This is a genomic window from Alteromonas pelagimontana (assembly GCF_002499975.2).
Classification (GTDB): domain Bacteria; phylum Pseudomonadota; class Gammaproteobacteria; order Enterobacterales; family Alteromonadaceae; genus Alteromonas; species Alteromonas pelagimontana.
Map to the genome: position 1 here is coordinate 2990462 of NZ_CP052766.1, position 24242 is coordinate 3014703.

The 24242-nt window shown below is 45.6% G+C and carries 21 protein-coding genes; 9 read left to right on the top strand and 12 right to left on the bottom strand.

Annotated features, from left to right (window positions below; all coding sequences use genetic code 11):
* Nucleotides 1–26 precede the first annotated feature (26 nt).
* The gene (locus tag CA267_RS13135; protein WP_075610792.1) at nucleotides 27–1178 is read left to right on the top strand and encodes a PepSY-associated TM helix domain-containing protein; all 1152 of its coding nucleotides are present in this window, start codon (nucleotides 27–29) and stop codon (nucleotides 1176–1178) included.
* A 1-nt stretch (nucleotide 1179) separates the two neighbouring features.
* Nucleotides 1180–1656 (top strand): hypothetical protein, encoded by a 477-nt coding sequence (locus CA267_RS13140; protein WP_075610791.1) that lies wholly within the window; start codon nucleotides 1180–1182, stop codon nucleotides 1654–1656.
* 75 nt (nucleotides 1657–1731) lie between these two features.
* On the opposite strand, the gene CA267_RS13145 is transcribed toward CA267_RS13140, so the two are convergent.
* Nucleotides 1732–2616, bottom strand: a complete 885-nt coding sequence (locus CA267_RS13145) for an SDR family oxidoreductase (protein WP_075610790.1) — start codon at nucleotides 2614–2616, stop codon at nucleotides 1732–1734.
* Between the two features lie 246 nt (nucleotides 2617–2862).
* Between CA267_RS13145 and CA267_RS13150 the strand changes: the two genes are divergently transcribed.
* Complete coding sequence (locus CA267_RS13150) at nucleotides 2863–3498, top strand: RpiB/LacA/LacB family sugar-phosphate isomerase (RefSeq protein WP_075610789.1); 636 nt, start codon at nucleotides 2863–2865, stop codon at nucleotides 3496–3498.
* A gap of 48 nt (nucleotides 3499–3546) precedes the next feature.
* Here the strand turns inward: CA267_RS13150 and cyoE are convergent, their stop codons facing one another.
* Genes cyoE through cyoA form a run of 5 tightly spaced genes read right to left on the bottom strand, consistent with a single transcriptional unit; the run spans nucleotide 3547 to nucleotide 8378 of the window.
* On the bottom strand, nucleotides 3547–4434 hold the full coding sequence (cyoE, locus tag CA267_RS13155; protein WP_075610788.1) for a heme o synthase: 888 nt from the start codon (nucleotides 4432–4434) through the stop codon (nucleotides 3547–3549).
* Nucleotides 4435–4484: 50 nt separating this feature from the next.
* On the bottom strand, nucleotides 4485–4841 hold the full coding sequence (gene cyoD / locus CA267_RS13160) for a cytochrome o ubiquinol oxidase subunit IV (RefSeq protein WP_075610787.1): 357 nt from the start codon (nucleotides 4839–4841) through the stop codon (nucleotides 4485–4487).
* Entirely contained in the window at nucleotides 4841–5482 is a 642-nt protein-coding gene (gene cyoC, locus CA267_RS13165) for a cytochrome o ubiquinol oxidase subunit III (RefSeq protein WP_075610786.1), read from the bottom strand. The genes cyoD and cyoC overlap by 1 nt, the downstream gene beginning before the upstream one ends.
* Nucleotides 5479–7467 (bottom strand): cytochrome o ubiquinol oxidase subunit I, encoded by a 1989-nt coding sequence (gene cyoB, locus CA267_RS13170; RefSeq protein WP_075610785.1) that lies wholly within the window; start codon nucleotides 7465–7467, stop codon nucleotides 5479–5481. Before cyoB ends, cyoC begins: the two co-directional genes overlap by 4 nt.
* A 2-nt stretch (nucleotides 7468–7469) precedes the next feature.
* Nucleotides 7470–8378, bottom strand: coding sequence for a ubiquinol oxidase subunit II (gene cyoA, locus CA267_RS13175; protein ID WP_075610784.1), 909 nt, complete (start codon nucleotides 8376–8378; stop codon nucleotides 7470–7472).
* Nucleotides 8379–9696: 1318 nt separating this feature from the next.
* On the opposite strand from cyoA, the gene CA267_RS13180 reads away from it, so the two are divergent.
* The gene (locus CA267_RS13180; RefSeq protein ID WP_075610782.1) at nucleotides 9697–12531 is read left to right on the top strand and encodes a TonB-dependent receptor; all 2835 of its coding nucleotides are present in this window, start codon (nucleotides 9697–9699) and stop codon (nucleotides 12529–12531) included.
* A 133-nt stretch (nucleotides 12532–12664) separates the two neighbouring features.
* Nucleotides 12665–14611: a glycoside hydrolase family 97 protein gene (locus tag CA267_RS13185; protein ID WP_075610781.1), complete on the top strand. Its 1947-nt coding sequence runs from the start codon at nucleotides 12665–12667 to the stop codon at nucleotides 14609–14611.
* Nucleotides 14612–14673: 62 nt separating this feature from the next.
* Here the strand turns inward: CA267_RS13185 and CA267_RS13190 are convergent, their stop codons facing one another.
* The 3 genes from CA267_RS13190 to CA267_RS13200 are packed head-to-tail and all read right to left on the bottom strand — an operon-like array spanning nucleotide 14674 to nucleotide 18373.
* Complete coding sequence (locus tag CA267_RS13190; RefSeq protein WP_170669062.1) at nucleotides 14674–15207, bottom strand: response regulator transcription factor; 534 nt, start codon at nucleotides 15205–15207, stop codon at nucleotides 14674–14676.
* Nucleotides 15207–16268 carry an ATP-binding protein gene (locus CA267_RS13195; protein WP_075610779.1) on the bottom strand — a complete coding sequence of 354 codons (1062 nt, stop codon included), beginning with the start codon at nucleotides 16266–16268 and terminating at the stop codon, nucleotides 15207–15209. Before CA267_RS13195 ends, CA267_RS13190 begins: the two co-directional genes overlap by 1 nt.
* A 23-nt stretch (nucleotides 16269–16291) precedes the next feature.
* Complete coding sequence (locus CA267_RS13200; protein ID WP_170669063.1) at nucleotides 16292–18373, bottom strand: TonB-dependent receptor plug domain-containing protein; 2082 nt, start codon at nucleotides 18371–18373, stop codon at nucleotides 16292–16294.
* A gap of 406 nt (nucleotides 18374–18779) precedes the next feature.
* On the opposite strand from CA267_RS13200, the gene CA267_RS13205 reads away from it, so the two are divergent.
* Genes CA267_RS13205 through CA267_RS13215 form a run of 3 tightly spaced genes read left to right on the top strand, consistent with a single transcriptional unit; the run spans nucleotide 18780 to nucleotide 20912 of the window.
* Nucleotides 18780–19640, top strand: coding sequence for a glycosyltransferase family 2 protein (locus tag CA267_RS13205; RefSeq protein WP_075610778.1), 861 nt, complete (start codon nucleotides 18780–18782; stop codon nucleotides 19638–19640).
* Nucleotides 19641–19661: 21 nt separating this feature from the next.
* Nucleotides 19662–20324, top strand: coding sequence for a guanitoxin biosynthesis heme-dependent pre-guanitoxin N-hydroxylase GntA (gene gntA, locus CA267_RS13210; protein WP_075610777.1), 663 nt, complete (start codon nucleotides 19662–19664; stop codon nucleotides 20322–20324).
* 3 nt (nucleotides 20325–20327) lie between these two features.
* Nucleotides 20328–20912: a DUF1989 domain-containing protein gene (locus CA267_RS13215; protein ID WP_075610776.1), complete on the top strand. Its 585-nt coding sequence runs from the start codon at nucleotides 20328–20330 to the stop codon at nucleotides 20910–20912.
* An 18-nt stretch (nucleotides 20913–20930) separates the two neighbouring features.
* Here CA267_RS13215 and CA267_RS13220 read toward each other — a convergent pair whose 3' ends face one another.
* From CA267_RS13220 to CA267_RS13230, 3 genes are all read right to left on the bottom strand, one after another.
* Complete coding sequence (locus tag CA267_RS13220) at nucleotides 20931–21218, bottom strand: hypothetical protein (RefSeq protein ID WP_075610775.1); 288 nt, start codon at nucleotides 21216–21218, stop codon at nucleotides 20931–20933.
* Between the two features lie 185 nt (nucleotides 21219–21403).
* Entirely contained in the window at nucleotides 21404–21682 is a 279-nt protein-coding gene (locus CA267_RS13225) for a hypothetical protein (RefSeq protein WP_075610774.1), read from the bottom strand.
* A 95-nt stretch (nucleotides 21683–21777) separates the two neighbouring features.
* The gene (locus CA267_RS13230; RefSeq protein WP_075610773.1) at nucleotides 21778–22041 is read right to left on the bottom strand and encodes a DUF7218 family protein; all 264 of its coding nucleotides are present in this window, start codon (nucleotides 22039–22041) and stop codon (nucleotides 21778–21780) included.
* 514 nt (nucleotides 22042–22555) lie between these two features.
* Here CA267_RS13230 and CA267_RS13235 point away from each other — a divergent pair.
* Nucleotides 22556–24073, top strand: a complete 1518-nt coding sequence (locus CA267_RS13235) for a putative bifunctional diguanylate cyclase/phosphodiesterase (protein WP_075610772.1) — start codon at nucleotides 22556–22558, stop codon at nucleotides 24071–24073.
* The last annotated feature ends 169 nt before the right edge of the window (nucleotides 24074–24242 follow it).

Genomic DNA, 24242 nt, shown 5'->3' on the forward strand with positions numbered 1-24242 from the left:
TTCTCCTGGTAAAAACGTAGTTAATGATGAGCAAGGTAAATAATAAATTGTGGTTTCAGCTTCATGGGTGGTGCTCACTTCCTGTATGGGTGCTGATTTGTTTTATCTGTCTGTCTGGGACAGTGGCAGTTGTTAGCCACGAAATTACCTGGTTAACTAATACTGATTCGCGCGCGCAAAGCGAAAATGGCGAGCCGGCCATATCTCCAGCTAAAGCGGTTGCTATTGTCGAACAGGCGTATCCTACCGCTGATGTTACTGGTGTTGCAGTCAGAGAATCCTATCTAACCTATACCGTAATGTTCACCGATACCGGGAAGCCATTTGCCCTTGCTTATGTAAATCAATATAACGGCGACATACAGGAAGTAAACGACGGCAATACGTTTATTAATTTTATGCGATCGCTGCACGGATGGCTGTTGTTTCCCTGGCAGCATAGCTACAGTATTGGCTATTATCTGGTAGGGTTGATGGGCTTTTTCATGCTTGGTGCACTGATTACCGGGTTAATGGTTTATAAAAAGTTTTGGCGGGCTTTTACCCAACCAACGCTACGCACACAACAAGGCACTAAAACCTTACTGACCGATTCACATCGTCTTGCGGGAGCGTGGTCAATCTGGTTTTTACTTATTATGAGTCTTACCGGGGCCTGGTACTTTATTCAAGGGGCGCTCTGGCATGGCGGTGTGGAAGTGGAACCTTATCCCTCAGCTTTTTCTGCAGATCTTCTTCCGCAAGGTGAGCAAAATAATCAGGCTGCGTCTTTGGATGATGCGCTGGCTATTACGCAGCAGCAATTTCCGGATTTTATTCCCAGCTATATTGCACTGCCTGAACATAATCGAGATACCTATAAAATTTCCGGACATGGGGATTTCCTCTTTTTTGACGATTTGAGTTATCGCGTAGCCGTGAATCCATGGAATGGTGTCGTGCAGAGTAAATTCAGTCCCGCTACCATGACCCCATTACAAACTATTTCTCACCTCGTTGATCCACTGCATTACGGCACCATCGGCGGTATCTGGACGAAAGTAATCTGGTTTATCTTTGGTGTGCTGCTAACCGCAATGTCCATAACCGGTTTTATCATGTGGCGAATGCGTCTGGTTCAGGCCACAAAGAAGCGCAGAGAAACCCTGGCAGCCACATCTTATTCGGAGGCAAAATAACATGGCTCGTATTAAAAACACACGATGGCAACGGTGTAAATATTTGCTCAGTGCGCTGGTGCTGATGCTTCCGCCATGGTTCTATTATCAGTCCCAAAACCCTGAGTTTCCCGATGCGTTACCGGGAAAGACAGTAGGAAATTTCGATATTGTGCCTATGCCATTTGACATAAATCCGCCTTACCAGCACGACGGTATGTATGTGAAAGATTTTTTATTGATGTTCAATAAGGGCGAGGTTAAAGCGATTAAGCAAGCTTATTTGAATATCGGCGATCAACCGCTACCGTTAGCAGAATTGCAAACTGGCGATTTAGGAATATTGCACGGGACTCGCCACGGACAGCATGTTCATGCATTGTCAGCGCCGCGTATAGAAGCTTCTCATAAGGTTTGGCTTACTATAGAACAATGGGGTGGTGAAGTGTTGACTGCAAGCTGGGATGTACCTGTTCATCTGATTACCCGGCAAAGCTGATCATCTTGTATTGCAAACGAACAACGCGTACGACGCCGTTTCTTTCGTACGCATTACTTTCATTGTTAAAGCCTCTTACCCTGCACGCGTAGCGCCGCCTAATAGCGCAATAACCTGGCCGGTTAAATAGCCCGAATCGGCATTGGAGGCTAAATAAACATAGGTGGGTGCTATTTCATCAGGTTGTGCTGGACGACCATAAGGTGTGCCTTCGCCAAAATGTTTTACTTCGTCTTCAGTACGCTCAGCAGGATTTAGCGGCGTCCATACAGGACCGGGCGCCACACAATTGACTCGAATTTTCTTCTTCACCAGTTCCTGCGCCAGCGTTTTAGTAAACGCATGAATAGCTCCTTTTGTTGAGGAATAGTCCAGCAACCCTGATGAGCCTTCCAATCCTGTAATTGATCCCGTGTTGATAATGGTGGAGCCGGCTTTCAGTTTTGGTAACGTGGCTTTCACCATTCTAAAATAGCCGTAGATGTTGGTTTGAAATGTTTTGTCCCATTGCTCAAAGCTTAAGGATTCGGTCTCTGAAACATGGTTTTGAAAGGCGGCGTTGTTAATAAGAATATCGACCTGACCAAACTTCTCGATGCACGCACTGACCAGGTTCTCGCAGGAGGCACAATCTGTTACATCCAACGCCACCGCTAGAGATTCTCCTCCCACGGACTCAATAGCCTGCCGCGTTTCTTCAGCATCCTGCTTTTCTTCGGGCAGATAGGAAAATGTAACTTTTGCGCCTTCGCGCGCAAACAATACTGCAACCGAACGGCCGATACCTGAATCGCCGCCAGTAATGATTGCCACCTTATCTTTTAGCTTTCCAGCGGGCAGATAATTCTCTCCCTCGAACTCTGGGGCGGGATCCATCTTATTTTCCTGGCCCGGCAGAGAACCGGTGGCTTGTTCCGGAAACGGAGGTGTAGGGCGGGTTTGTGAATCTGTAGATGACATGCTGTTCTCCTTTGTTCAAATTAAAAAGCAAGTCTTTGCATCTTATATACCAGCTATGGCTGCATGTGCTGCCATAGCTTTCTGTAGAACTTAGAATGATAACTAAATACCAGCTTCACCTTTAAATGCCTTGCTACCGGTGGCATACTTTAAAAGATGCAGCTTACCACTGTTTGATAAACCACAATCATAGTTGATGCTGATAGGGCGATCTACTAGCTGATTGGTAATGTAAAGGAGAGCCGAATGAAAATCGCTTTAATGAATGAATTCAGTCAGGCAGGTAAAAATGCCGTTATTGCAGAACAGCTTGAATCGGTGGCTAAAAATTATAAGCATACCGTCTACAACGTGGGCATGAAAGACGACCATGATCATCGTCTTACGTATATTCATCTGGGGATTATGGCAAGTATTCTCCTGAACTCCAAAGCTGTCGATTTTGTAGTAACAGGATGTGGGACAGGACAAGGCTCGCTTATGTCGCTTAACGCCCATCCGGGGGTGGTGTGCGGTTACTGTATTGATCCCTCAGATGCCTATTTATTTGCGCAGATAAACGCGGGTAACGCACTTTCTCTGCCGTTCGCAAAAGGATTTGGCTGGGGAGCAGAGCTCAACATCAAGTACATCTTTGAGAAAGCGTTTACCGGCGAGAAAGGGCAGGGCTATCCGCCTGAGCGAAAAGCATCGCAGGTGGAAAACGCTGGCATTTTAAATAAGGTGAAAGCAGATATTTCTAAGGGCTTTATGGAGTCATTGAAGTCTTTGGACAAAGAGTTATTAGTTACGGCAGTATCAGGTAAGCATTTTCAGAAGTGTTTGTTTGAAAACAGTGAGGATAAAGAACTGACAGATTTTATCCGCAGCGTCACTGCCTGATTCGTTAACAAAAAAAGGAAGCGCAAACGCTTCCTTTTTTATGCTTTTTTAAAAATTAAATACCAACAGCTGCGGTGGCACTGCATGATAATCCACTGCCATGGCAATGCTTAGCACCGTAATATTCACGATGGAAAACGCAAATACCTGGCGGGCCCATCCATTGAGATCCACATCCCGTCGGTAGCCGCGCAGCGCCATTATTAGCCACCAAAAGCTGGTGGTGCAGGCCACCGCCATAAAGGCAACGCCCGTATAGCCACTAATGGGTAGTAGCAAGGTAACAAGAGCAAAAACAGCAATGTAAAGCACAATATGCAGCTTGGCTTTTGCAATGCCCTCGGCAACGGGAAGTACCGGAATATTAGCCGCCTCATAATCACGAAAGCGGAAGATGGCAATGGCATAAGAATGCGGCATTTGCCATAAACTAAACATCGCCAGCAATATCGCTGCACCGCCATCAAACTGACCCGTCACCGCACAATAGCCAACTACAGGTGGAACCGCGCCGGATAAACTCCCTACCAACGTGCCGTAAACAGAACGACGCTTCATGTACAAGCTGTAGAGCCCAACATAAACCACGTAGCCAATTGCGGCAAAGAAGGTTGCAACCGGGGTAGTGTAATAGCTTAACAACGTAAAGCCGGTCACGCCCAGCACCACTCCGTGAGCAAACGCTGCCTTTAGTGACATTTCGCCAGTAACAGTGACGCGGGATTGCGTACGCTGCATCTTAGCGTCGATATCCCTGTCGATGCAGTTATTAATGGCGCATCCCGATGCCACTACGAGAGACAAGCCAATCAGCGTGACCATCATCAGCCACCAGTCAATATCGCCGCGGGAGGCTAAAAGGAAGCCTCCGGCAACGGAAATCAGATTGCCCATAATGATGCCAGGTTTGGTGACTTGTAAATATCGACGAAACATCAAGTTAGCCCTCTAGCAAGAAATTGAGATTGCCCACTGTACTGCATCAGCTAGTACATCATCATCGCGTTAGATTCATAAATAATCCAAACCGACAGCCCCACAACCATAATGATGATAACGGCGCTGAACAAGAACGAGAAAGTATTGGCTCTGCCCTCTTCGGTAAGAAAACTCAGGTGCAGGAAATACTTCAGATGTACCCATATCTGCAATATCGCCATTACCACAATCGTCATCAGCGTATGACTTTTGGATAAACTGCCTTCCATCACAGCCCAAAAGGGAACCACCGTTAGCAAAACAGACAGCAGAAACCCGATAAGATAGGATTTTACATTGCCGTGAGACGCCTCGTGGGCTGTCGTTTTTTCATAATTAACAGCATGGCTTTCGCTATGGCTCATTACATGGCTCCCATTAAGTAGACAACAGTAAATACGCAGATCCACACAATATCCAGAAAGTGCCAGAACAGGCTCAGGCAGCTTAACCGGGTAACAGTTTGTGTGCCCAGACCGCGGCGTAGTACCTCAATCATCATGGTTATCATCCAGATAAGACCTGCGGTTACATGCATGCCGTGAAGCCCTACCAAGGAAAAGAACGACGTTAAGAAAGCACTGCGTTGCGGCCCGTTGCCTTCAGCTATCAGATGATGAAACTCATACACTTCCATGCCAATGAACACCGCGCCAAAAGCGAAGGTGATCAACAGCCAGACCAATGTAAGGTTTTTCTTCTGTCCGTGGGCAGCAATCATGGCAAACCCGAAGGTTATGCTGCTTAGCAACAATGCGCCGGTTTCTACGGCAACAAAATTTAATTCAAATATATCTTTACCGGTAACGCCGCCAGCGCTGTTCATGTACAGCACCGCGTAGGTGGCAAAGAAGGAGGCGAACAGCAAACAATCGGTCATAAGATAAAGCCAAAAACCGAATAAATTATTGCCGCCTGTATCATGGTGTTCATGACCATGGCCATCACCGCTACCGTCCCCGTGGGTATACGTAGTCGGTGCTAAACTTGCGGGTACGGTACTCATGCCATTACCTCCATATTTACGCTTTTCACATGCGCATCTTCAATCTCTTTTATTTCTTCAGGCTGCACGTAATAATCGACATCGCTGGTGTAGCAACGTGTAATGAACATAGCGATTGCTCCCACTAACCCCACTACTGCCAGCCACCAGATATGCCAAATCATGGCAAAGCAGAAGGCGGTAATTCCCAGACTCATGAACACACCTGCCGGAGTATTTTTAGGCATATGAATCGGCTCGTAGCTTTCAAATTGCTGATAGGCTTCGCCTTTTTCTTTTATGTCAGTCCAGGTATCAATGTCAGAGACTGTAGGTATTTCCGCAAAGTTGTAGTATTGAGGCGGCGAGGCGGTAGACCATTCCAATGTATGGCCATTCCAGGGATCGCCCGTGGTGTCATTAAGCTGATCGCGCTGCTTAAAGCTGACGACCAGTTGTACAACCTGTAACACAACGCCGCACATAATAATCACTGCACCGCCACAAGCGATATATAGCCAAAGGTTCCAGTCCGGATTGTCGGTGTGATTCAGACGACGGGTCATACCCATAAAGCCAAGGACATACAGCGGCATAAAAGCAACAAAGAACCCTATCAGCCAACACCAGAACGAAGCTTTCCCCAAACGCTCGTTAAGCTTAAAGCCCATGGCTTTGGGAAACCAGTAGGCGAAACCGGCTAAATAGCCGAAGACGGCGCCGCCAATAATGGTGTTGTGGAAGTGCGCGATGAGGAACAAGCTATTGTGAAGTACATAATCAGCCCCTGGAATGGCAAGCAAAACGCCGGTCATTCCGCCAATGGTGAACGTCACCATAAAGCCAAGTGTCCATAATACCGGCACCGTAATCTGCAAGCGGCCGCGATAGATAGTAAACAGCCAGTTAAACAGCTTCACCCCGGTAGGCACTGCGATGATCATAGTCATCACACCAAAGAAAGCGTTAACGTTAGCACTAGACCCCATGGTGAAGAAATGGTGTAGCCACACCACGAATCCCAGTATAGAGATAGCGCCGCTGGCATAGACCATTGACTTATATCCGAACAAACGTTTGGCGGTAAAAGTAGAAATGACTTCAGAGAAAATTCCGAAAGCCGGTAAGATCAAAATATATACTTCAGGATGTCCCCACGCCCAAAACAGGTTGATATACATCATGGCGTTGCCGCCAGCTTCATTGGTAAAGAAGTGGAAGCCTAAATACCGGTCCAGCGTCAGCATTGCCAACACAGCGGTAAGAATAGGGAAAGATGCAGCAATGAGGATGTTTGCCCAGGTACAGGTCCAGGTAAATATTGGCATCTGCATTAATTTCATTCCTGGCGCACGCATCTTAAATACCGTCACTAAAAAGTTAACGGCCGTCAGCAGCGTTCCCAGGCCGGATATCTGCAAGGCCCAGATATAATAATCGACCCCCACACCCGGACTAAATGTTAACTCCGATAGCGGCGGATAAGCCACCCAGCCGGTTTTAGCAAATTCGCCCAGCGCCAGTGACAGGTTAATTAGAATTGCGCCACCTGCCGTAAGCCAAAAGCTAAGATTATTTAAAAAGGGAAAGGCGACATCACGGGCACCAATTTGCAAAGGCAATACAATATTCATCAAGCCAATCATAAACGGCATTGCCATGAAAATAATCATGATAACGCCGTGAGCAGTGAAGATCTGATCGTAATGTTCAGGGGGCAAATAGCCAAGATCGCCACTGGTGGCAAGGGCTAATTGCAAACGCATCATGATAGCGTCAGCAAAGCCGCGAACGAGCATGATTAACGCCAGAATAATATACATTACACCCAGTCGTTTATGATCAACTGAGGTTATCCAGTCGTTCCAGATAGTGCTCCACTTTTTATGTCTTATCACTAAAGCCGCGATCAGGAGGCCAGCAATTGCAACAATCGATAACGTAACCATGATAATTGGCTCATGGTACGGTACTGCATCAATGGTTAATTTTCCAAAAAATGACATGGTTACTCCTCAGCCTGCATATGATGGGATTGCGCTGAATGTCCGGACTGCGCGTGAGAATTCATCTTTCCGTGAGACTGCATGTACTTCATCACGATAGAATGAAACAGACCTTCTGAAACGGTGCTAAAGTACTCGACAGGGTGATCTTCACTCGGATGGGCCAGGTCTTCATAGTGCGCTTGAGTCAAGCTACGGCCTTCGCGTTTAACTTTCTCGACCCAAGCCTCGAAATCTTCCTCAGTTTTTGTTGCAGTAGCTTTAAACTGCATGCCGGTGAAACCGCTGCCACTGTAATTAGCAGAAAAACCGTGGAAAGTCCCCGGTTCATCGGCAATGAGATGAAGCTTGGTTTCCATGCCTGCCATTGAGTAAATCTGGCTGCCCAATTGCGGTATGAAAAAAGAGTTCATTGTACTTGCAGAGGTAATTTTGTACTCCACGGGTACATTTGCTGGAAACACCAGCTCGTTGACCGTGGCGATTCCTTGTTCCGGATAGATAAACAGCCATTTCCAGTTAAGCGAGACAACCTCAATTGTCATATGCTCACCTTTTCCTTCGAGTGGCTTGTAAGGATCTAAAGCTTGAGTGGATTGCCAGGTAATGACAGCCAATACAATGATAATAATAATGGGTATGGACCAGACCGCAGCTTCAATTTTGACGGAGTGCGCCCACTTAGGCGAATAGATTTCGTGGTCGCGGCTAGCGCGATATTTCCAGGCAAAGTACAACGTCATTCCGATGACCGGAAGTACAACCACCAGCATCAGCGCCGTTGAGACGATTATCAGATACTTTTCATCAACGCCAACTTGCCCTTTCGGATCAAGAATCCCGCCTTTACAACCAGCCAGAGCAAGCACGGCCATAGACAGAGCAATTTTACAAAGGTTACGAATAAACAAAAGAATTTCCTACAACCCAGAGATTACCATCCTGCCGCCCCGCAAAGAGCGACACTCAATTACCAGCGTGTGCCGGCGAAATAAGGGCTGTTGATTCCTAATGTAAAATGAACAGAAAAAGCCAACAGCCTCGGGAAAGACACCTGTTTTCCTGTCACAGATGACTAAGCATCTGTGATAATTCCACTGCGCATCAATACAGATAAGTCAGAAGATAAGGAGAATCAGATATCAGTAGGTAATAGAGGGAGGAGCACGACAACCGTGAGCGGAATGAAAAAGAGGACGTATAGCAGCGTAAAAATTTTTGAAACTGGCTTTACGGAGAATTACTCCTGCGCGGCGAGTAGGGGAGCGGCGCAACCAAAGCCAACACAGCCCTAACAGCATAGCATTAGTAAAAACAGGCTCGGAAAAATAGCTGCCCGCAAGGGTAAACAATACCGAATCAAAGAGCAGAGAATCTTGTAAAACTAACCAGAACTCGGTGGTATCAGACATCACATTGCTGAACCCTAACAAAAAGTTAAGGCTTATCAAAAGAACTACAGTTCCACAACAATGCATAGCATTGAAGGCACTACGAAACACACCTTGACCTTTAGTCAGATGTTGAAGCACGGCAGTGGAAAGAATTATTGATTTCAAAAAGCTGTGACAACTCATGCTGATGCGATATAGCAACACCGCTTAAAAGATAAGTACATATAATACCAAATGTGGAAGATTTAAACAAAAGACCTTTTCATTCTTCAATCACGCCGCGCGTGGTGTTTTTATGGAACATCTTATTAACAAATAATCCCCTCATTGATTTTTAAAAGGTTATTAGAGGCTGTTAAAGAAATTTGCTGTATTTCCCCAACCGAATCCAATTTAGATAAGACAACGGCATCGTTGAAAAAACCGATTTTTACGCCGAATTGCGGCAGACCTTCATTTATTTACATTTTTGTCACATGTGATAAAAGAGCTACCAATAATGTGAAGTTAAAAACCTATATTAATCAGTAAGGTGCTGTAGATATTGAACGTTATAGTCGTATCTCATTACTGTGGAATTTTTAATCTACTGTCTTTTTCGATGATCCCCTTCATCTGCATCAGTCAAATATCCGCGGCTGTGTTAATAAAATGTTTTGATATTTAACAAATTTATATATATGGTTAACTTGTATTACAATATTATCTTTCCAAATTGCAACGGGTTTTATTTTTATTCCACTTTCTGTGCGAGTAGTCAGAAGTAACTGTGACATCAACATGTTGCAGTTACTGAGTCACAGATGAAAGTCATCATTATGAAGGTAGAAGCATCATGTCGAAGAAAGGCACAACTCCCCGCTTTTTTTGTACCAGTAAACGTATCCCTTTTAAACTTTCTGCAATAGCACTTGCGACATTTTCATTTGTTCACGCTGCGTATGGGCAGGAGAAGGAAGCATCCGCTGAAACTGACGACGTTGAAGTCATTCAGGTAAGCGGTATTCGCGGCAGTCTACAACGCTCTATTGCACTAAAACGCGATGCTAAACACATTGTCGATTCTATATCCGCCGAAGATATTGGTCAGTTTCCTGATACCAATTTGGCTGAATCGTTACAACGGATTTCGGGGGTAGCAATCGACCGCAGTGGCGGTGAAGGTCGTTCGGTAACGGTGCGTGGATTTGGTCCAGAATTCAATACGGTGCTACTGAATGGTCGCCGGCTTGCCTCAGACACCGGCGCACGTTCGTTTAGTTTCGACGTCCTGCCTGCAGAACTGGTTTCCGGTGTTGATGTTTATAAGACACAGGCGGCTCATCTTGATGAGGGTGGAATCGGCTCGACTATTGTAATGCATACTCCCCGTCCCCTTGCTTTTGACGGTTTCAAGGCGGTAGCGTCGGTAAAAGGATTGTATGAAGAGTTATCCGGCAAAACCTCACCGCAGCTGTTTGGAATGGTAAGTAATACTTTTGCAGATGATAAACTCGGCGTATTGGTGTCGTTGTCGCACCAACAGCGAAAAAATGAAATTAATCGATTTCTTACCGACGGCTATATTGTATTGAACCGCGATGAAATGCCAAATATTGCAGATCAACTGGCAGCGGAGGGCTATTCAGCAGATGATCAATTTTTCCTACCGCAAAATCTTAATATCAGTCCGGTAAGTGAGGACAGAGAACGTACGACCTTTAGTTCTACAGTGCAGTATCGTCCTACTGACGCTCTGGAACTTACGTTGGACGGTTTGTACAGCGAATTTGAAGTCATGTCAGAAACCACCAATGTGGGCGTCTTCTTTACGCCTTCCCTGATTTCTGATGCCGAGTTTGATGAAAACGGGGTAGGGACAAGCGTAACGGAAAACCGCAACGCAGATGCCACCCGAGCGGTGTTAAATCGTCCCACTAAAATGTATGCCCTTGGCTTTAACGCCGACTGGTTTGCATCCGATACGCTAAATATCAGCTTCGACACTTCGTGGTCCCGGGCTGAATCGGGGGGCGCAGAAAATACAGATGTAGTGGTGATGGGCCTTGGCGTGCGTGATGTAACGCCCTCAACTGTTTCCTACGACGAAAACGGGTTTCCTACCGTTTCTGGCGTTAACGAAGCGGATTTAGTCGACCCCAGCCTGGCCAAAGCGCACTTTACTTTGCGCGGTACCGGGGGCGGCCCCTTTGGCGGCGGTCAGGATTTTGAAGATGAACTGTTCCAGCAGCGGGTGGACGGCACCTGGTCAGTTTACTGGAAAAATCTGACGGATATTTCGTTTGGCGTGCAGTATTCCAAACAAAAACAATCCACCACCATCCGGTTGTCTCAGCCAGAGGTGTTATGCGCGTATTGCGGCTTTCAGGTGGATGTACCAAACGATTTATTTAGCGTAACCAGCATCGACGCCGATTATTTGGGGGGCGCAGGCAATTTACCCCATAGCTGGCTTTCGTTCGATGTTGACGAAGCTATCAGCTATTTAGAGTCTGATGAAGCTATGGCTGCAAATGATGCTGCTAATGGTTTGCCAGCGGGAACTACCGCCGCGCTGTTTGCCGAAACCAATGGTTTTGCCTTGGCGACGCGACCAGATTCTTCTGAAATTGAAGAAGAAGCTATTTCTGCATATGTTAATTTTGCGCTGGAAGGGGACTTGGGAGATAAACCCTGGAACTGGAACATCGGCGGCAGGTATGTACACACAGAAACCACTGCCATCGGAATTTCGCAAATTTTACAGGATCTGGTGCTCTCGGCTGCCGACTTATATACCCCTGTACTCACTGGCGAACAAATGGTGCAACAGACCAACGAATACAACTATTTCCTTCCCACTATGGATTTCAGGCTTAATCTGACTGATGACATTATCGCTCGGGTGGCAGCATCAAAAACGCTGACTCGCCCCCCGCTGGGCGCGCTTTCTCCACGCACCAGCATAGGGACTACCCGGCCGGGAAACCTTCAGGCTTCCAGCGGAAATCCTGATCTAAAACCTTTTATTTCCAAAAATTTTGATGCGTCGCTAGAGTGGTATTATCAGGAGGGCGGCTATATCACCGTGGGATACTTCAGAAAAGATGTGCAGAATTTCCTCGTCAGTACAGTGGAAGATCGTGCATTTCCTATCACCGACTCGGAAGATTTATTTGCCGGCGATCCTATTTTTGAAGTGAGTTTGGTAGACAACGTCGAAGAAGCAACGGTAGATGGTGTAGAAATTGGTGCGCAATACACCTTTAGTGAATTACCGGGTTTCTGGAGCGGTTTTGGTATCACAGGCAATGCCACTATTGTTGATAGTAACGCAGAACTGGACGTGGATAACACCTCTCAAACCTTTGCGCTAGTAGGGTTGGGCAACACCTATAACATAATTGGTTTTTATGATTATGGCCCGGTAGAAGCAAGAGTGGCGTGGAACCAGCGCGACCGCTTTTTGCAGACTGCCCGTGGCTTTGGCGGAGAACCTACCTATGTAGAAGAATATTCTCAGGTTGATGTGCGCGTGAGTTACGATGTTACCGAAACGGTTCAGGTCTTCGTCGAAGGAATAAATGTCACCGACGAAAAGACCAAAAAGGTCGGCCGTTACGATAACCAGATCATGCTTTATGAGGAAACCGGACCCCGCTATACAGTGGGTGTCAGTGCCACTTTCTAACTTTAGATAACGAAAAAGCCATGAACGTGAACTCATGGCTTCTACGATAAAAGGCAGCAGCCGTAAATAGCAAATCAGGCATTTACTTGGCTACTAGGCTTCTGCTCTCTCTCGTTTCAAAACAGGATAAAGAATGAGCAAATATATCGTTGGCGTCTTAACGCTGCTATTTTCGAAGTTTACTTTTGCTGAGCTTCCACAAACAGTGCATGGGCCGGATGAAAAACTTCAGGTGACCGTCGGTGCCGAGTCAGGAAAGCCGTATTATACAGTATCTTATAATGGCAAAACCTTTCTTGAACGCTCCGCTTTAGGGCTTGAGACATCGCTTGGCGACTTTACGCAAAACTTAACGTATCAATCTCACAGTGAAAATGAAATAAGTCAGACATATCATTTAAACAAGGCCAAAGTGAGCACGGTAGACTATCACGCCAATGAGCTGACGGTGAGTTTTACCAATGCCGCCAAAGATGAGCTGAAAGTTCTATTTCAGGTAAGTAATAACGATGTGGCGTTCCGTTACCAGCTCTCATCTGCCAGCGGCGCTACCCGGGTTATTGTTAATCAAGAGGCAACCAGTTTTAACTTGCCCGATAAGGCAACCACATTTATTACACCACAGGCATTACCGCTCACTGGCTGGATGCAGACAAAACCCAGTTATGAAGAACCTTACACCTTTAATGAACCTATCGGAACTCCGTCACTTTATGGCGCGGGCTATACCTTTCCCGCTCTATTCAAGAATGAAGAGAAAGGCTGGGTGCTGATTTCAGAAACCGGTGTAGATAGCCATTATGTGGGTGCCCGTTTAGGAGAAGGCGATAAGCAAGGCGTGTACCCGTTGCGTTTCCCTCAGCCGGGGGAGAATGCCGGTATCGGCCCTACTTCTGCGGCAATGGCAATGCCCGCTTCCACGCCCTGGCGTACTATTACGGTAGGTGAAACCTTAGAACCTATAGTCGAAACTACAGTGACTTTTGATGTGGTGAAGCCCCGTTACAAAGCATCCAAAGAATATAAAATGGGACGCGCGACCTGGAGCTGGATTGTCTGGCAGGATGACAGCATCAATTATGATGATCAGGTGAAGTTTATTGATCTGGCCGCTGAACTGGATTTTGAATATGTGCTAATTGATAACTGGTGGGACAAGAACATTGGCCGTGACCGCATGGAAAAGCTGGTTGCCTATGCAAACAGCAAAAACGTTGATGTCATCCTTTGGTATAACTCTAACGGCTGGTGGAACGATGCCCCGCAAACGCCGCAGGATTTGATGAATGATACTCCTGCCCGAAAAAAAGAAATGGCGTGGCTGCAAAAAATAGGGGTGAAAGGTCTGAAGGTGGACTTCTTTGCTGGCGATAAGCAGGAAACGCTGAAATTGTATGAAGATATTCTTGTCGATGCTAATGACTTTGGACTGGCTATCACTTTCCACGGCAGTACATTACCCCGGGGTTGGGAAAGGATGTATCCGAATTTTGTGACGTCTGAAGCCGTATTGGCCTCGGAAAACCTGGTATTTGATCAAAAGGCTCTGGACTCCCATGCGTACAGTGCCACCATATTACCGTTCACTCGTAATACCGTTGCCGCAATGGATTTCGCGCCGGTTTTTCTGAATGAAAGGCTATCACAGGATCAAAAGACAGGAACAATTCGCTCTACTACCGATGCATTCGAACTTGCCACTGGCATTTTGTATCTTTCGCCGGTACAACATTTTGGCTTAACGCCCAATAATATTAATGAGCAACCGGATTATGTGCTGGAACTGCTGCGCAAAATGCCGACAGTCTGGGATGAAACCCAGTTCATTGAAGGGCAGCCTGGTAAACATGTGATATTAGCCAGGCGCAAAGGAAACGCGTGGTATGTGGCTGCGGTGAATGGCGAAAAGCAAGAGAAGTCACTCAACGTGAAATTGCCCATGCTGGCAAATAAAGAGGCAACCTTAATTTATGATGGTAAAGACGGTACAGCAAAGTCGCGTACGCTTACGGTTAATAATAAAGGAGAAGTGCCGCTAAAACTGCTTTCAGAAGGTGGTGCGGTTATTTATACCCAGTAAACCGCGCTGGTAACTCAAGACGCGCAGCCTGTTGCGCGTCTAACTACGTAGAAGTGAGACTGTTATATCTTGTTCGGTGAAAATTTTTGCAGTTTACGTTGAAGGCTGCGCCTATGCATTTTCAATGCTTTTGCTGCTGCCGATACATTGCCATTATTTTCTAGCAGTACCCTTTGAATATGCTCCCATTCCACTTGTGCGGCTGTCATAGGAGAGTGGGTAAAAGTTTCGACTTCTTCCTGGTCGCTCACATCGCTTAACTGTTGCAGCAGTACGGCGAAACCTACCGGTTTGGCAATGTAATTGGTGGCGCCCTTTTTCATCGCAGCAACAGTAGTGGCAATGCTGGCGTAGCCTGTCATGATGATTAAATGTTTTGGTGAAAACCTGGCGTTCAGCGGCACTACAAAATCCAAACCGATTTCCTGTTCAAGCATCATATCCAGCAAAATTGCGTGTGTAGTTGTTTTTACTGCCTGCATTGCCGCGGATGCACTTGGAAATGTTTCAACGGTGTAATTGCCGGTTGCTTCAAATCTTCTGCGAAGCACCTGTGCAAAACGTTCGTCGTCATCAATAAGAAGAATTCGTTTCATCACATTTTTTGCGCCGGTAAATAAATAGAAGTCACAACGCAATCTGGATCATAGGCCCAGGTAACTTTACCGCCGAATTTTTCAATGGTGGCATTGCTGACAACAGCGCCGATACCAGTACCTTTTTCACTTGCGACAATTCGGCTGCCCAACACCGCAAGATGCTCTTGTTTAACTTCTGAAACCGGATTGATGACAGTAATTAGCCAATGATCATCGGCAATCACCAGACTGATCGTCACACTGCTGTGAGACTGCAGGTGTTTTGCCTCGCAAGCATTAAGTACAATGCTTGAAAGCGCCGGTACCAACGTCGGATCAGCCATTACCCGGGAGGCATTATTACCTGCAATTTCAGGCCACTTCACCTGATATTCCGGACTAGCCACGGCGACAATGTAACGTAGCGACTGCATCAATTTCTTGGGACAATACGCGCTTAGTCGCGCTTCTCTCACATCATCAGCCACACAGCGCCAATTAAGAAGTAAGTTCTCTAACCGTGTGAATTGCTCGTCCAGCTCGGTGATGAGAGCAAGGCTAAGGGCTTCTTTAGCCTCTTCAATAATTAACCGGCTGGTTTGAATCGGGGTGGCAGCATCATGGGTGAGTTGCGCCGCCGCAGTGCCGATTGCCAGAAGTTGCTCATCCCGTAACTGGCGTTCCCGCAGCTTGTGGATTGCTGCAGTTTTTTGTAGCAACTGAAAGCGAAAGTAGAATACCACGGCAGTAATAAGAAAACTGGTCACCACGAAACCTACTATCATACTGCGGGAATGACCAACCATAGCGGAGGAGTGGCCGTCAAAATGGGGCAGATACAGTTGTAATATCTGTCCGGAAATACTGATAGCGAGAATGAAAACTGCCAGCGGAGGAGGCAGCAACATTAGCCCCAATACCAGAGGAACCAGCAAGATGATACTGAAGGGGTTGCTTGCGGCTCCGTTTAACGCAATAAAAGCGTTAAACAACCCAATTTCAAATAACAGAAGACCGAGTGAAAGCCATAAAGGTAGTCGTTGCTGGCGGTAACAGTAACCTACAAAAAGTAGCAGCATGGCTCTGAGATCCTGGCCCTTGTTTAAAAACGATAACTTATGCCAATGTCGACAGAACGGCCCCGGCCATCAAGTTGCGGAAAGCCCAAAGTACTATTAGCTTTATTCGCAGCAACGTTAACTCCGCCTAGCGGCTGTTGAAAGTACTCATCCAGCATATTGTTCACCGCCACTTCAATAGCAATGTTTTGCCAGGATAGTTGTGTGGCAATATTAAGCAGTGAATAGGCGTTAGTTTCATTTTCAAGCCGTCGGATATCAATGTTGTTCTTGCTGTCAATCCAACGCCATTCAAGGCGCGTTTGCCAGTTATTTTTCTCATGAGATAATGTCATTACATTTTCCAGCGGGATAATCTGGTACAGATCGTCTTCACTGTTTTTTCGCTCATCTTTTTGCCATTGCAATACGTTTGAGAGCAACCATTTTCCAGTGGAATTTTCTGCTAACCGGGCGGTAGTGCTAAGCGTAGCACCTAATAAGGACGCATCAAGATTGGTGATTTGTAGAATATTTCTGTTGCCAGCCGAGGTGCTGGTGCTGTTAAAAGAATCAAGCACTTCTACATCAATATAATCTTGTAAATCTGTGTACCAGACGTTAGCGCTTGCCGTCCATTTAGTGGCATCATAACTGTATTTGGCACTGGCAGTCAGCGCCGTTTCCGGCTTCAGGTCAATATTCCCAACATAGCCATTGCCGTCACCGTACCAACCTATCATTGTGGTTGCCATAATACCGCGACCCCAGCTATAGCGTTCATACAGGTTGGGAGCACGATTCTTTCTGGTAATGCCCATCTCTATTTTATGCTGCTCTTCAAACGTGCGTTCCGCCAACAGTGTGGCATCAATCACGATATCCGCCTGACTACGGTCCTGCTGATTAAAAACCATGGCGGCTTCACTGTCTGCATTCATCATGCTCATGCCACTCATTTGCTCGCTACTATACGCCTGTACCTCGCCAGTGTCGGTGGTGACACGTTCAACACGGGCACCAGCTGAATAACGCCAACCCTCCTTTTCCGGTTGCGTCCATTCGGCATATGCGGCTATTCGCTGACGTTTTCCGTTGTTGATATTTACGTAGTCGTCCGGCCCCATCATTGTGCCTGCGACTGCCGGCCAGCGATCATCAAGGGTAGTGCTGAAATAGCCTTGTCCGACAATCAGGGTGGCGCCAGAATTCAAAGGCAGTGACCACTTTAATTTTAGCGTTACATCTTGTCCCGCCGTATCCATGGGCATGACACCGCTTTTTTCGGCCGTAAAAAAGCCCATTTCGTGTTCAATATCGTGCCAGCTTGCGTGGGCTTCAAGCATGCTTTCACGTAGTTCCTTTTCATAGTGTGCGAGAAAGCCTGTGCTGTTATTATCAGTCATATCCATATACTGGTTTGGAAAGCCTTGATATGGAATTTCCTGATGGGTGAGTTTTACATCTATCCGCTGGTTATCGTCTCGGTAACTTATCGCAGCGATATGATTTTGCGCTTTAAAAAGTGTGTCTAAAACCCGTTCACCGTTTCCATTTTTAAAACTCTGGGCTTTGTTTCGATTTCCGGTATAGCTGACATACCAGGTATTACTGGCACCACTTGCGTTCACATCTATGTTCTGGCCGTTGCCATTGGAGCTATGGTGGTAAGAAACATTTCCACCGGCCCACTGTATATCAGGTGATTCAGAAAATCTCGGTGCAAAGGTGTTTACTTCAATAACACCAGCAATGTTATCGCCCCCCGCGCTGACTTTGGATACACCAGGCAGTACCGACAGACCTTTTACCTGGTTGGCAGAAACATACGACAGCGGCGGGTTCATCTGGTTGCCGCAAGCCGCGGCGCTAGCGGCGCCATCAACTAATACCTGAACCCGATCGCCCATCAAACCATGAACAACCGGCAGGCTCGACACGCCGCCTGCCGCAGAAAAATTAACACCTTCAGCGGTAAGACGCTCCTCAAGATCCGCGGTAAGGCTGCGGTGTGCGCTGTGGGTGGTGATTTCGATAATTTCAATGTCATTTTCAACAGCCGCAACATGAGAAGTAAAAAAATTCGCGAGGTTTAAAATGATCAGGTGTGGGTAAAATCGGTTCACCTGCATAATCCGTTGAGTATCCAGCAATAGGTGTAGTTTGACGAGATTGTAACCTTGTTATTGAACAGTACCGATGCGACAAATTGTCGCAGTAAATGAGAAAAATAGCTGTTCGTTTATAGCTAAACAATTTCGTTAACTGAAACAGGGATGGCGGATAATTTTCCGGTCAAAGGAAGTGAGCGATCCTGAGTCAGGATTACATTTCATTTATGAAATACCTACATCATTTCTCCTCATGCAGTTTACAACTCCCACGACATCAGCGTTCTTTGACGGTTAATCCACTTAAATTCAGTGGGTTATATTTCTGTGGCGAATTGGTTCGTGTTTTGCTACTCCCCGTTACTGCATTCATCGCTTACGAACAGGTTCAGCCTTTTCATTTTTCCAGAGGGTTCAACGTATGTCTTCATCCCTTAGCGTAGTCACCATTGTAAAAAACCGAATTCCGCAGCTTAGAAATCTTATTACTCATCTTGAAGCTTGCGATCCACTGCCTTCAGAACTTGTAGTGGTATGGATGGCTCCGCCTTCTCAAAACTCGCTGATCAAAAGTGAACGCATTTCTATTGTACATAAATTCGTAAATGGCGAGAGCCTGCCTATCGCGAAGGCGCGAAACAAAGGAATTTCCTGTGCCTCTAATGACTTAATAGCCTATCTCAATGTAGATGCGGTGTGTGCCCCTAATCTTGTCACTGCTGCATTGGAACACTGGCAGCCCAAGTCACTGCTAACTACCGATGTAAGATACCTGCCGCCTTCTGATCTGGAACAGGATTATCAAACGCTTTTAAACGCTCACCAGGCTGACGCCAATAAAGGAAAAAGAGATGGAAAACCTTTTGACGATTATGATTGCTCTACATTGTTTCTTATATCTAAGGAAGATTTCGCAAAAACGGGTGGCTTTGACGAAAGGTATGACGGCTTCGGCCTGAACGACGAAGATTTTTTTACTAACTGCAGAACGTTAGGGTTTACCTTTAAGCCGCTTGATTTGGTCACTTTCAGTCAGGAGCGTCCTAACTACCTGTGTCCGGTAAACCATTTTTTAGACTTTATTCGAAACGCCGAAATTTACCGGAACAAGTGGGGGAGCTACCCACGGGACGGTATTTTGCGAGAATACGCTCATCATGGATACATCAATGAAGATTTTCGGGACAGAGGTATCGTTATCCAGCAATTGCCTTCTCGCTCAGAATATAGCCAAACATTTGTAGAAAATGTTCAGCTGGTCAGCGAAACATCCCGTAGCTGAGCCTGAAGAGGAAAATTGCCTATGATAGAAGTTCAAGATAACCTGGAAGAGCAGTTTAAAGCGTTCGTTTCCCAGCAAGGCTTTCCCTGCTCCGGCGCCAAAACAGCGCTTCATCGCGACCAAATTACGGTGCGTCAATTCGATGATATTCGATGTGATAAGAACAATATTGACATACTCGTAGAGTTATATCAGTTTGTCGAAGCCTTCGACATCAACAGGCACATGTATTCTTCTTTCATATGCGCGTTCGAACAGCCTGATGATTTAAGCGAGAAACAGTTCGAACGAGCGCTTTGGAATAAACTTCAGCAATTACATGACATTGATGTGAAGTTACATCCGTGGGATCGCAAGGTAAGTAACGATCCCGCCAGTGAAAATTTTAGCTTTAGTCTTGGGGGCAAAGGTTTTTTTATCATTGGTCTTAATCCAAATAGCCAAAGAAGAAGTAGACGTTTTGTTGCTCCTGCTATCGTATTCAATTTGCATATGCAATTTGATTACTTGCGTGAGAAAAACAAGTTTGAAAATTTCCGTAACCACATCCGGAAAAAGGATGCAGAGTTTTGTGGGGACAGAAACAGCATGTTGAGCAATCATGGTGACGAATCGGAAGTCCGTCAGTACAGCGGAAGAAAGCTAGAGCCAGAATGGGAATGCCCTTTTAAACCAAGGAATTAGTAAATGACAAATACCATACCACCACGAAGTGGAACCGCATTTAAAATGAAACAAGGTGAGTGTCTTAAAGTTGTCGATCCTGAAGGGGAACAGGTAGCGGATTTATATGCCTTTAATGAAAACGACCATACAGAGTTCCTTTCATCTGGCAGATCTCTGGACTACAACGAAAGCGTGGAGTTTGGAAAGGGAGCGAAACTATACTCTAATAACAGCAATGTTATGTTTGAGATCGTTGAAGACACGGTCGGCGTTCATGACTTTACGCTTACCCCCTGCAGCGTAGATACCTTTAAGCACTTTTATCCCAATGAAGCGCCTGTCCCTGGATGTTTTGGCAATCTCGCAGCAGCGTTTGAGCAATACGGTATTCCCAAGCACCTCATCGGAACAACGTTTAATACATTTATGAAGGTAGATATCGACAGGGAAGGAAAAATTTCCGTTCTTCCCCCTGTCAGTAAAGCGGGAGACTACACAGTATTTCGTGCAAAAATGGATATGATTGTGGGGCTAACGGCTTGCTCTGCTGGTGAATCGAATAACTTTAGCTACAAGCCTATTGAGTACGAAATAATTGCGCAATAAGTAAGTCGCTGTAGCGACTTATTCTTTGACTCGCCAGAGTCCGTTTTTCTTGATCATTGAAAACGATGTCTCCGTCAGCGCTTTTATGACGTCAATGGTAACGACACCCGTATTGTCAATATAGCAATGAGCGCTGGCGCCATCATGAAGTTTTGCGGTAATTTCACCAGCACAGGAAATTTTCTCCACCTCTTTGATAAGGTAAGCGCGTTGCTTGCAAAACGCACACAGCGCTTCTGTTATGTCGCTATTGAGCGTTTTAGGTTTATTCGGGACTTTATCTATTTCTGAAAGAAGATGTTGCAAGACTGCTCTCTTTATATGTTAGATACCACGATTGAACGGACTACAAGCACGGAAATTTTACGCTACTTCTGACACAATAGCGAGCGACAGTAGATAACTGGCAGATAATCCGACCGATGATACCATCTTTGGTGGCAGGGCGCTGTTGCGGCAAAACGTCTCCACTGACTAACAGGCGCGTGTAACTATGCCATCAGTTCCTGAATATGCCATTGGGAATGGCATTTTTCCAGAATATAATGTCGGGATACATTTTCGTAGGAGAGTTCAAAACTCAGCTTTTTTGCTTGCAACTGCCTGCATTGCAGGGTTTTGTTCTCATATAACAGCACTTCACAGTAATCTTCGTCTGTAACCACATTGAATTCTTTAATAGACAATTTTGCTTTTAAGCAAAAAGCCGAAACCCCATCAAGTATAAAGTAGAGGTTAAGCGGCGCTCGATTATTTTCTGCGTCTTGCATGTTTACACCGCTTTTTCTATAGGGTCTTCATTTCAAAGATATTAACGCGCATCGTGTAGCCAACTTGTGATAGCTAGTAAATTTACTAAGCTTGTTTAATGATTGCGCAAAGCATCGATCAGTTCCTCTTTAGACATTTTTGAGCGTCCCTCAATACCTACTTCCTTCGCCTTTTGATAAAGCTCTTCCTTCGTCCGGTCTTCGTACTTCTCGCTTTTACCGCCTTTTTTTGAAGGATGTTGATGAGGATTAGCTTGTGCATTGGCAATTCTGGCTGATTTTTCTTTGCTATACCCCTTATCCCGAAGCTCCTCATAGGTTTCATCATTCTTTATCTGATTGCCATGATCTTTAGCCATAATCAATTCCTCTTTTAATGAATTCCCGATCTCGAAAATAAGCCAACATTGCTGACGAGCAGAATGAAGCGGGTTAAACGTCGAAGCAGGATAGTAATGCTTCTTATTTACCCTACGGGCTTGAAAGTAATTGGTTCATAAAGTTGCGGAAATAGGGTAGATATAACCGTTCTAATACAGCACGGCCAGCAGATATTTAATTTTGACGAAACCTTGGCTTGTTGTCTTGGGATTTAAAACATAAGCCTGTTTTGATTGTGGAGCAGACTATGTCGGCTGAATTAAAAGCATTGTCGACCAGGTGAGTATTGTAGTAATGAACAGCAAAGACAATCCCCGTGAATGCCAATAGTAAGCGTTCAGGTTCACGCAGGGGCTGACTCCGTGTGCTAAACTAAATATTTCGTACAGGGATGTGGCAGATAGTGTTTTGCCGTATGTAATCTTCCCTGGTATTAATCAGTTTTTCGTTTCTTCACTGCATAAAATTTAGCTGTAAACAGAGAGTATGTAAATGGGCAAATCTTTCTCAAGTGAAATTTACCGGTTGATCGGGTGGTACCTGCTTTTTGCTTTTCTGTGGATCCTGCTTTCTGATCATGTCGCCAGCTTGTTTTTTACTAACATTAATGCGTTAACTGAAGCGCAAACCATAAAAGGCGGATGTTTCATACTGGCAACCACGCTTTTCCTGTTTCTATTGCTAAAGCGCATGGTGAGAAATATAGAGAAAGTAGCGTTGGTTGATACCCTGACGCTCCTTCCTAATCGCATAGCGTTTAAAAGAGAAATTGACGCACGTTGTCGCGAAGCTCAAAGGAACAAAAAACAGTTTTATGTTCTGTCTGTTGATCTCGAAAAGTTTAGTGACTTCAATAATGAGCATGGTCATGAGAAGGGGGATTTACTGCTTCTAAACCTGGCAGCAGGTTTGCAGCGGGAGATTAGCGCCCGATATTATATCGCCAGGATCAGTGCGGATGAATTTGGAATTATCGGTGCGCTGACAGAGCGAGGCGACAGCTCTTACCTTCACGATGCTGCGCTTATTGCCAAACAAGCGGAGGATATTTGCACTGCAATCTCTCCACGACCAATTAAAGCACATATTGCACTTGCCACTTATCCTGAAAATGCAAAGGATTGTAAAGGTATTATTCGCTGTCTTGATATTGCCCTTAACTACGCCAAAAGCCATCCTCATACGGCGTTTACAGAATATCAGGAAAGCTATCGCGTTAATCTTTTTGATCGTCTTACCATGGTCGAAGAGTTAATTCGTGCAATTGATAAAAAAGAATTTTCCGTGGTGTATCAGCCACAGTGGGATTTTTCCACCAACCACTGGCATGGTGCAGAGGTACTGGTCCGGTGGTACCATCCAACGTTAGGCGTTATTTCTCCTATTCAATTTATTGAAATAGCGGAAGAAGAAGGGTTAATTGGGCAAATAACCGAAATTGTGTTTGCTAAAGCCTTTGCTGAGCTTAAGAAGTTCGAGATATTTAGAACCCACCTATCCACGATTTCCTTTAACTTTTCCTATGCCATTATCGGTAACCGCAGCTGCGTTGCCGTGCTTGAGAAAAAAATTGAAGAGGCGATGATTCCCCAGACGCCAGAGATTGTTATTGAGCTAACCGAAACAGCTATGGTGCAAAATGTAGCGGCAACTAAAGCGCTGTTAGAGCGTTGGAAAACGCTTGGAGTGAAATTTTCAATTGACGACTTTGGAACAGGTTATACGTCACTTAGTCAGTTGCAACAATTACCGATTGACGAAATTAAGATCGATCGCAGTTTTATTGCCGGTATTCCGATTCAGCCCACCAGTAACGAAATTACTAAAGCCATATTGGCGATGTCACAAAAGCTGGAAAAAACAGTTATTGCCGAAGGGGTGGAAACCTCTGAGCAAAGCGAGTTTTTGCAAGCGAATGGGTGTCAGGTAGTACAAGGTTATTTATATTCAAAGCCCTTAGACATTCGCCAGTTAAAGGCCGCTTTAGAAAATCCTCCTAATTTGGCCTAGCGCCTGGCTTTATCCGGGCAACCGCATGAGTGAGTGAAAAACCATCAGCTGTGAAGAATATTCACCATCTCGCCTTGCTGGCTTTATGGAGGTTGCGTTTGTTGCCGGAAGCGGGATAAGCCTGATGGAACGAAGGTTTATTTTCGCCAGGATTTCGCTTATACAGGCA

What these genes read in the sequence shown, in the direction of transcription:
- CA267_RS13180 (WP_075610782.1), top strand. Translation starts at nt 9,697, where the DNA reads ATGTCGAAGAAAGGCACAACTCCCCGCTTTTTTTGTACCAGTAAACGT.
- CA267_RS13205 (WP_075610778.1), top strand. Translation starts at nt 18,780, where the DNA reads ATGTCTTCATCCCTTAGCGTAGTCACCATTGTAAAAAACCGAATTCCG.
- CA267_RS13135 (WP_075610792.1), top strand. Translation starts at nt 27, where the DNA reads ATGAGCAAGGTAAATAATAAATTGTGGTTTCAGCTTCATGGGTGGTGC.
- gntA (WP_075610777.1), top strand. Translation starts at nt 19,662, where the DNA reads ATGATAGAAGTTCAAGATAACCTGGAAGAGCAGTTTAAAGCGTTCGTT.
- CA267_RS13145 (WP_075610790.1), bottom strand. Translation starts at nt 2,616, where the DNA reads ATGTCATCTACAGATTCACAAACCCGCCCTACACCTCCGTTTCCGGAA.
- CA267_RS13230 (WP_075610773.1), bottom strand. Translation starts at nt 22,041, where the DNA reads ATGGCTAAAGATCATGGCAATCAGATAAAGAATGATGAAACCTATGAG.
- CA267_RS13190 (WP_170669062.1), bottom strand. Translation starts at nt 15,207, where the DNA reads ATGAAACGAATTCTTCTTATTGATGACGACGAACGTTTTGCACAGGTG.
- CA267_RS13215 (WP_075610776.1), top strand. Translation starts at nt 20,328, where the DNA reads ATGACAAATACCATACCACCACGAAGTGGAACCGCATTTAAAATGAAA.
- CA267_RS13150 (WP_075610789.1), top strand. Translation starts at nt 2,863, where the DNA reads ATGAAAATCGCTTTAATGAATGAATTCAGTCAGGCAGGTAAAAATGCC.
- CA267_RS13195 (WP_075610779.1), bottom strand. Translation starts at nt 16,268, where the DNA reads ATGCTGCTACTTTTTGTAGGTTACTGTTACCGCCAGCAACGACTACCT.
- CA267_RS13140 (WP_075610791.1), top strand. Translation starts at nt 1,180, where the DNA reads ATGGCTCGTATTAAAAACACACGATGGCAACGGTGTAAATATTTGCTC.
- CA267_RS13235 (WP_075610772.1), top strand. Translation starts at nt 22,556, where the DNA reads ATGGGCAAATCTTTCTCAAGTGAAATTTACCGGTTGATCGGGTGGTAC.
- cyoE (WP_075610788.1), bottom strand. Translation starts at nt 4,434, where the DNA reads ATGTTTCGTCGATATTTACAAGTCACCAAACCTGGCATCATTATGGGC.
- cyoC (WP_075610786.1), bottom strand. Translation starts at nt 5,482, where the DNA reads ATGAGTACCGTACCCGCAAGTTTAGCACCGACTACGTATACCCACGGG.
- cyoD (WP_075610787.1), bottom strand. Translation starts at nt 4,841, where the DNA reads ATGAGCCATAGCGAAAGCCATGCTGTTAATTATGAAAAAACGACAGCC.
- cyoB (WP_075610785.1), bottom strand. Translation starts at nt 7,467, where the DNA reads ATGTCATTTTTTGGAAAATTAACCATTGATGCAGTACCGTACCATGAG.
- CA267_RS13225 (WP_075610774.1), bottom strand. Translation starts at nt 21,682, where the DNA reads ATGCAAGACGCAGAAAATAATCGAGCGCCGCTTAACCTCTACTTTATA.
- CA267_RS13185 (WP_075610781.1), top strand. Translation starts at nt 12,665, where the DNA reads ATGAGCAAATATATCGTTGGCGTCTTAACGCTGCTATTTTCGAAGTTT.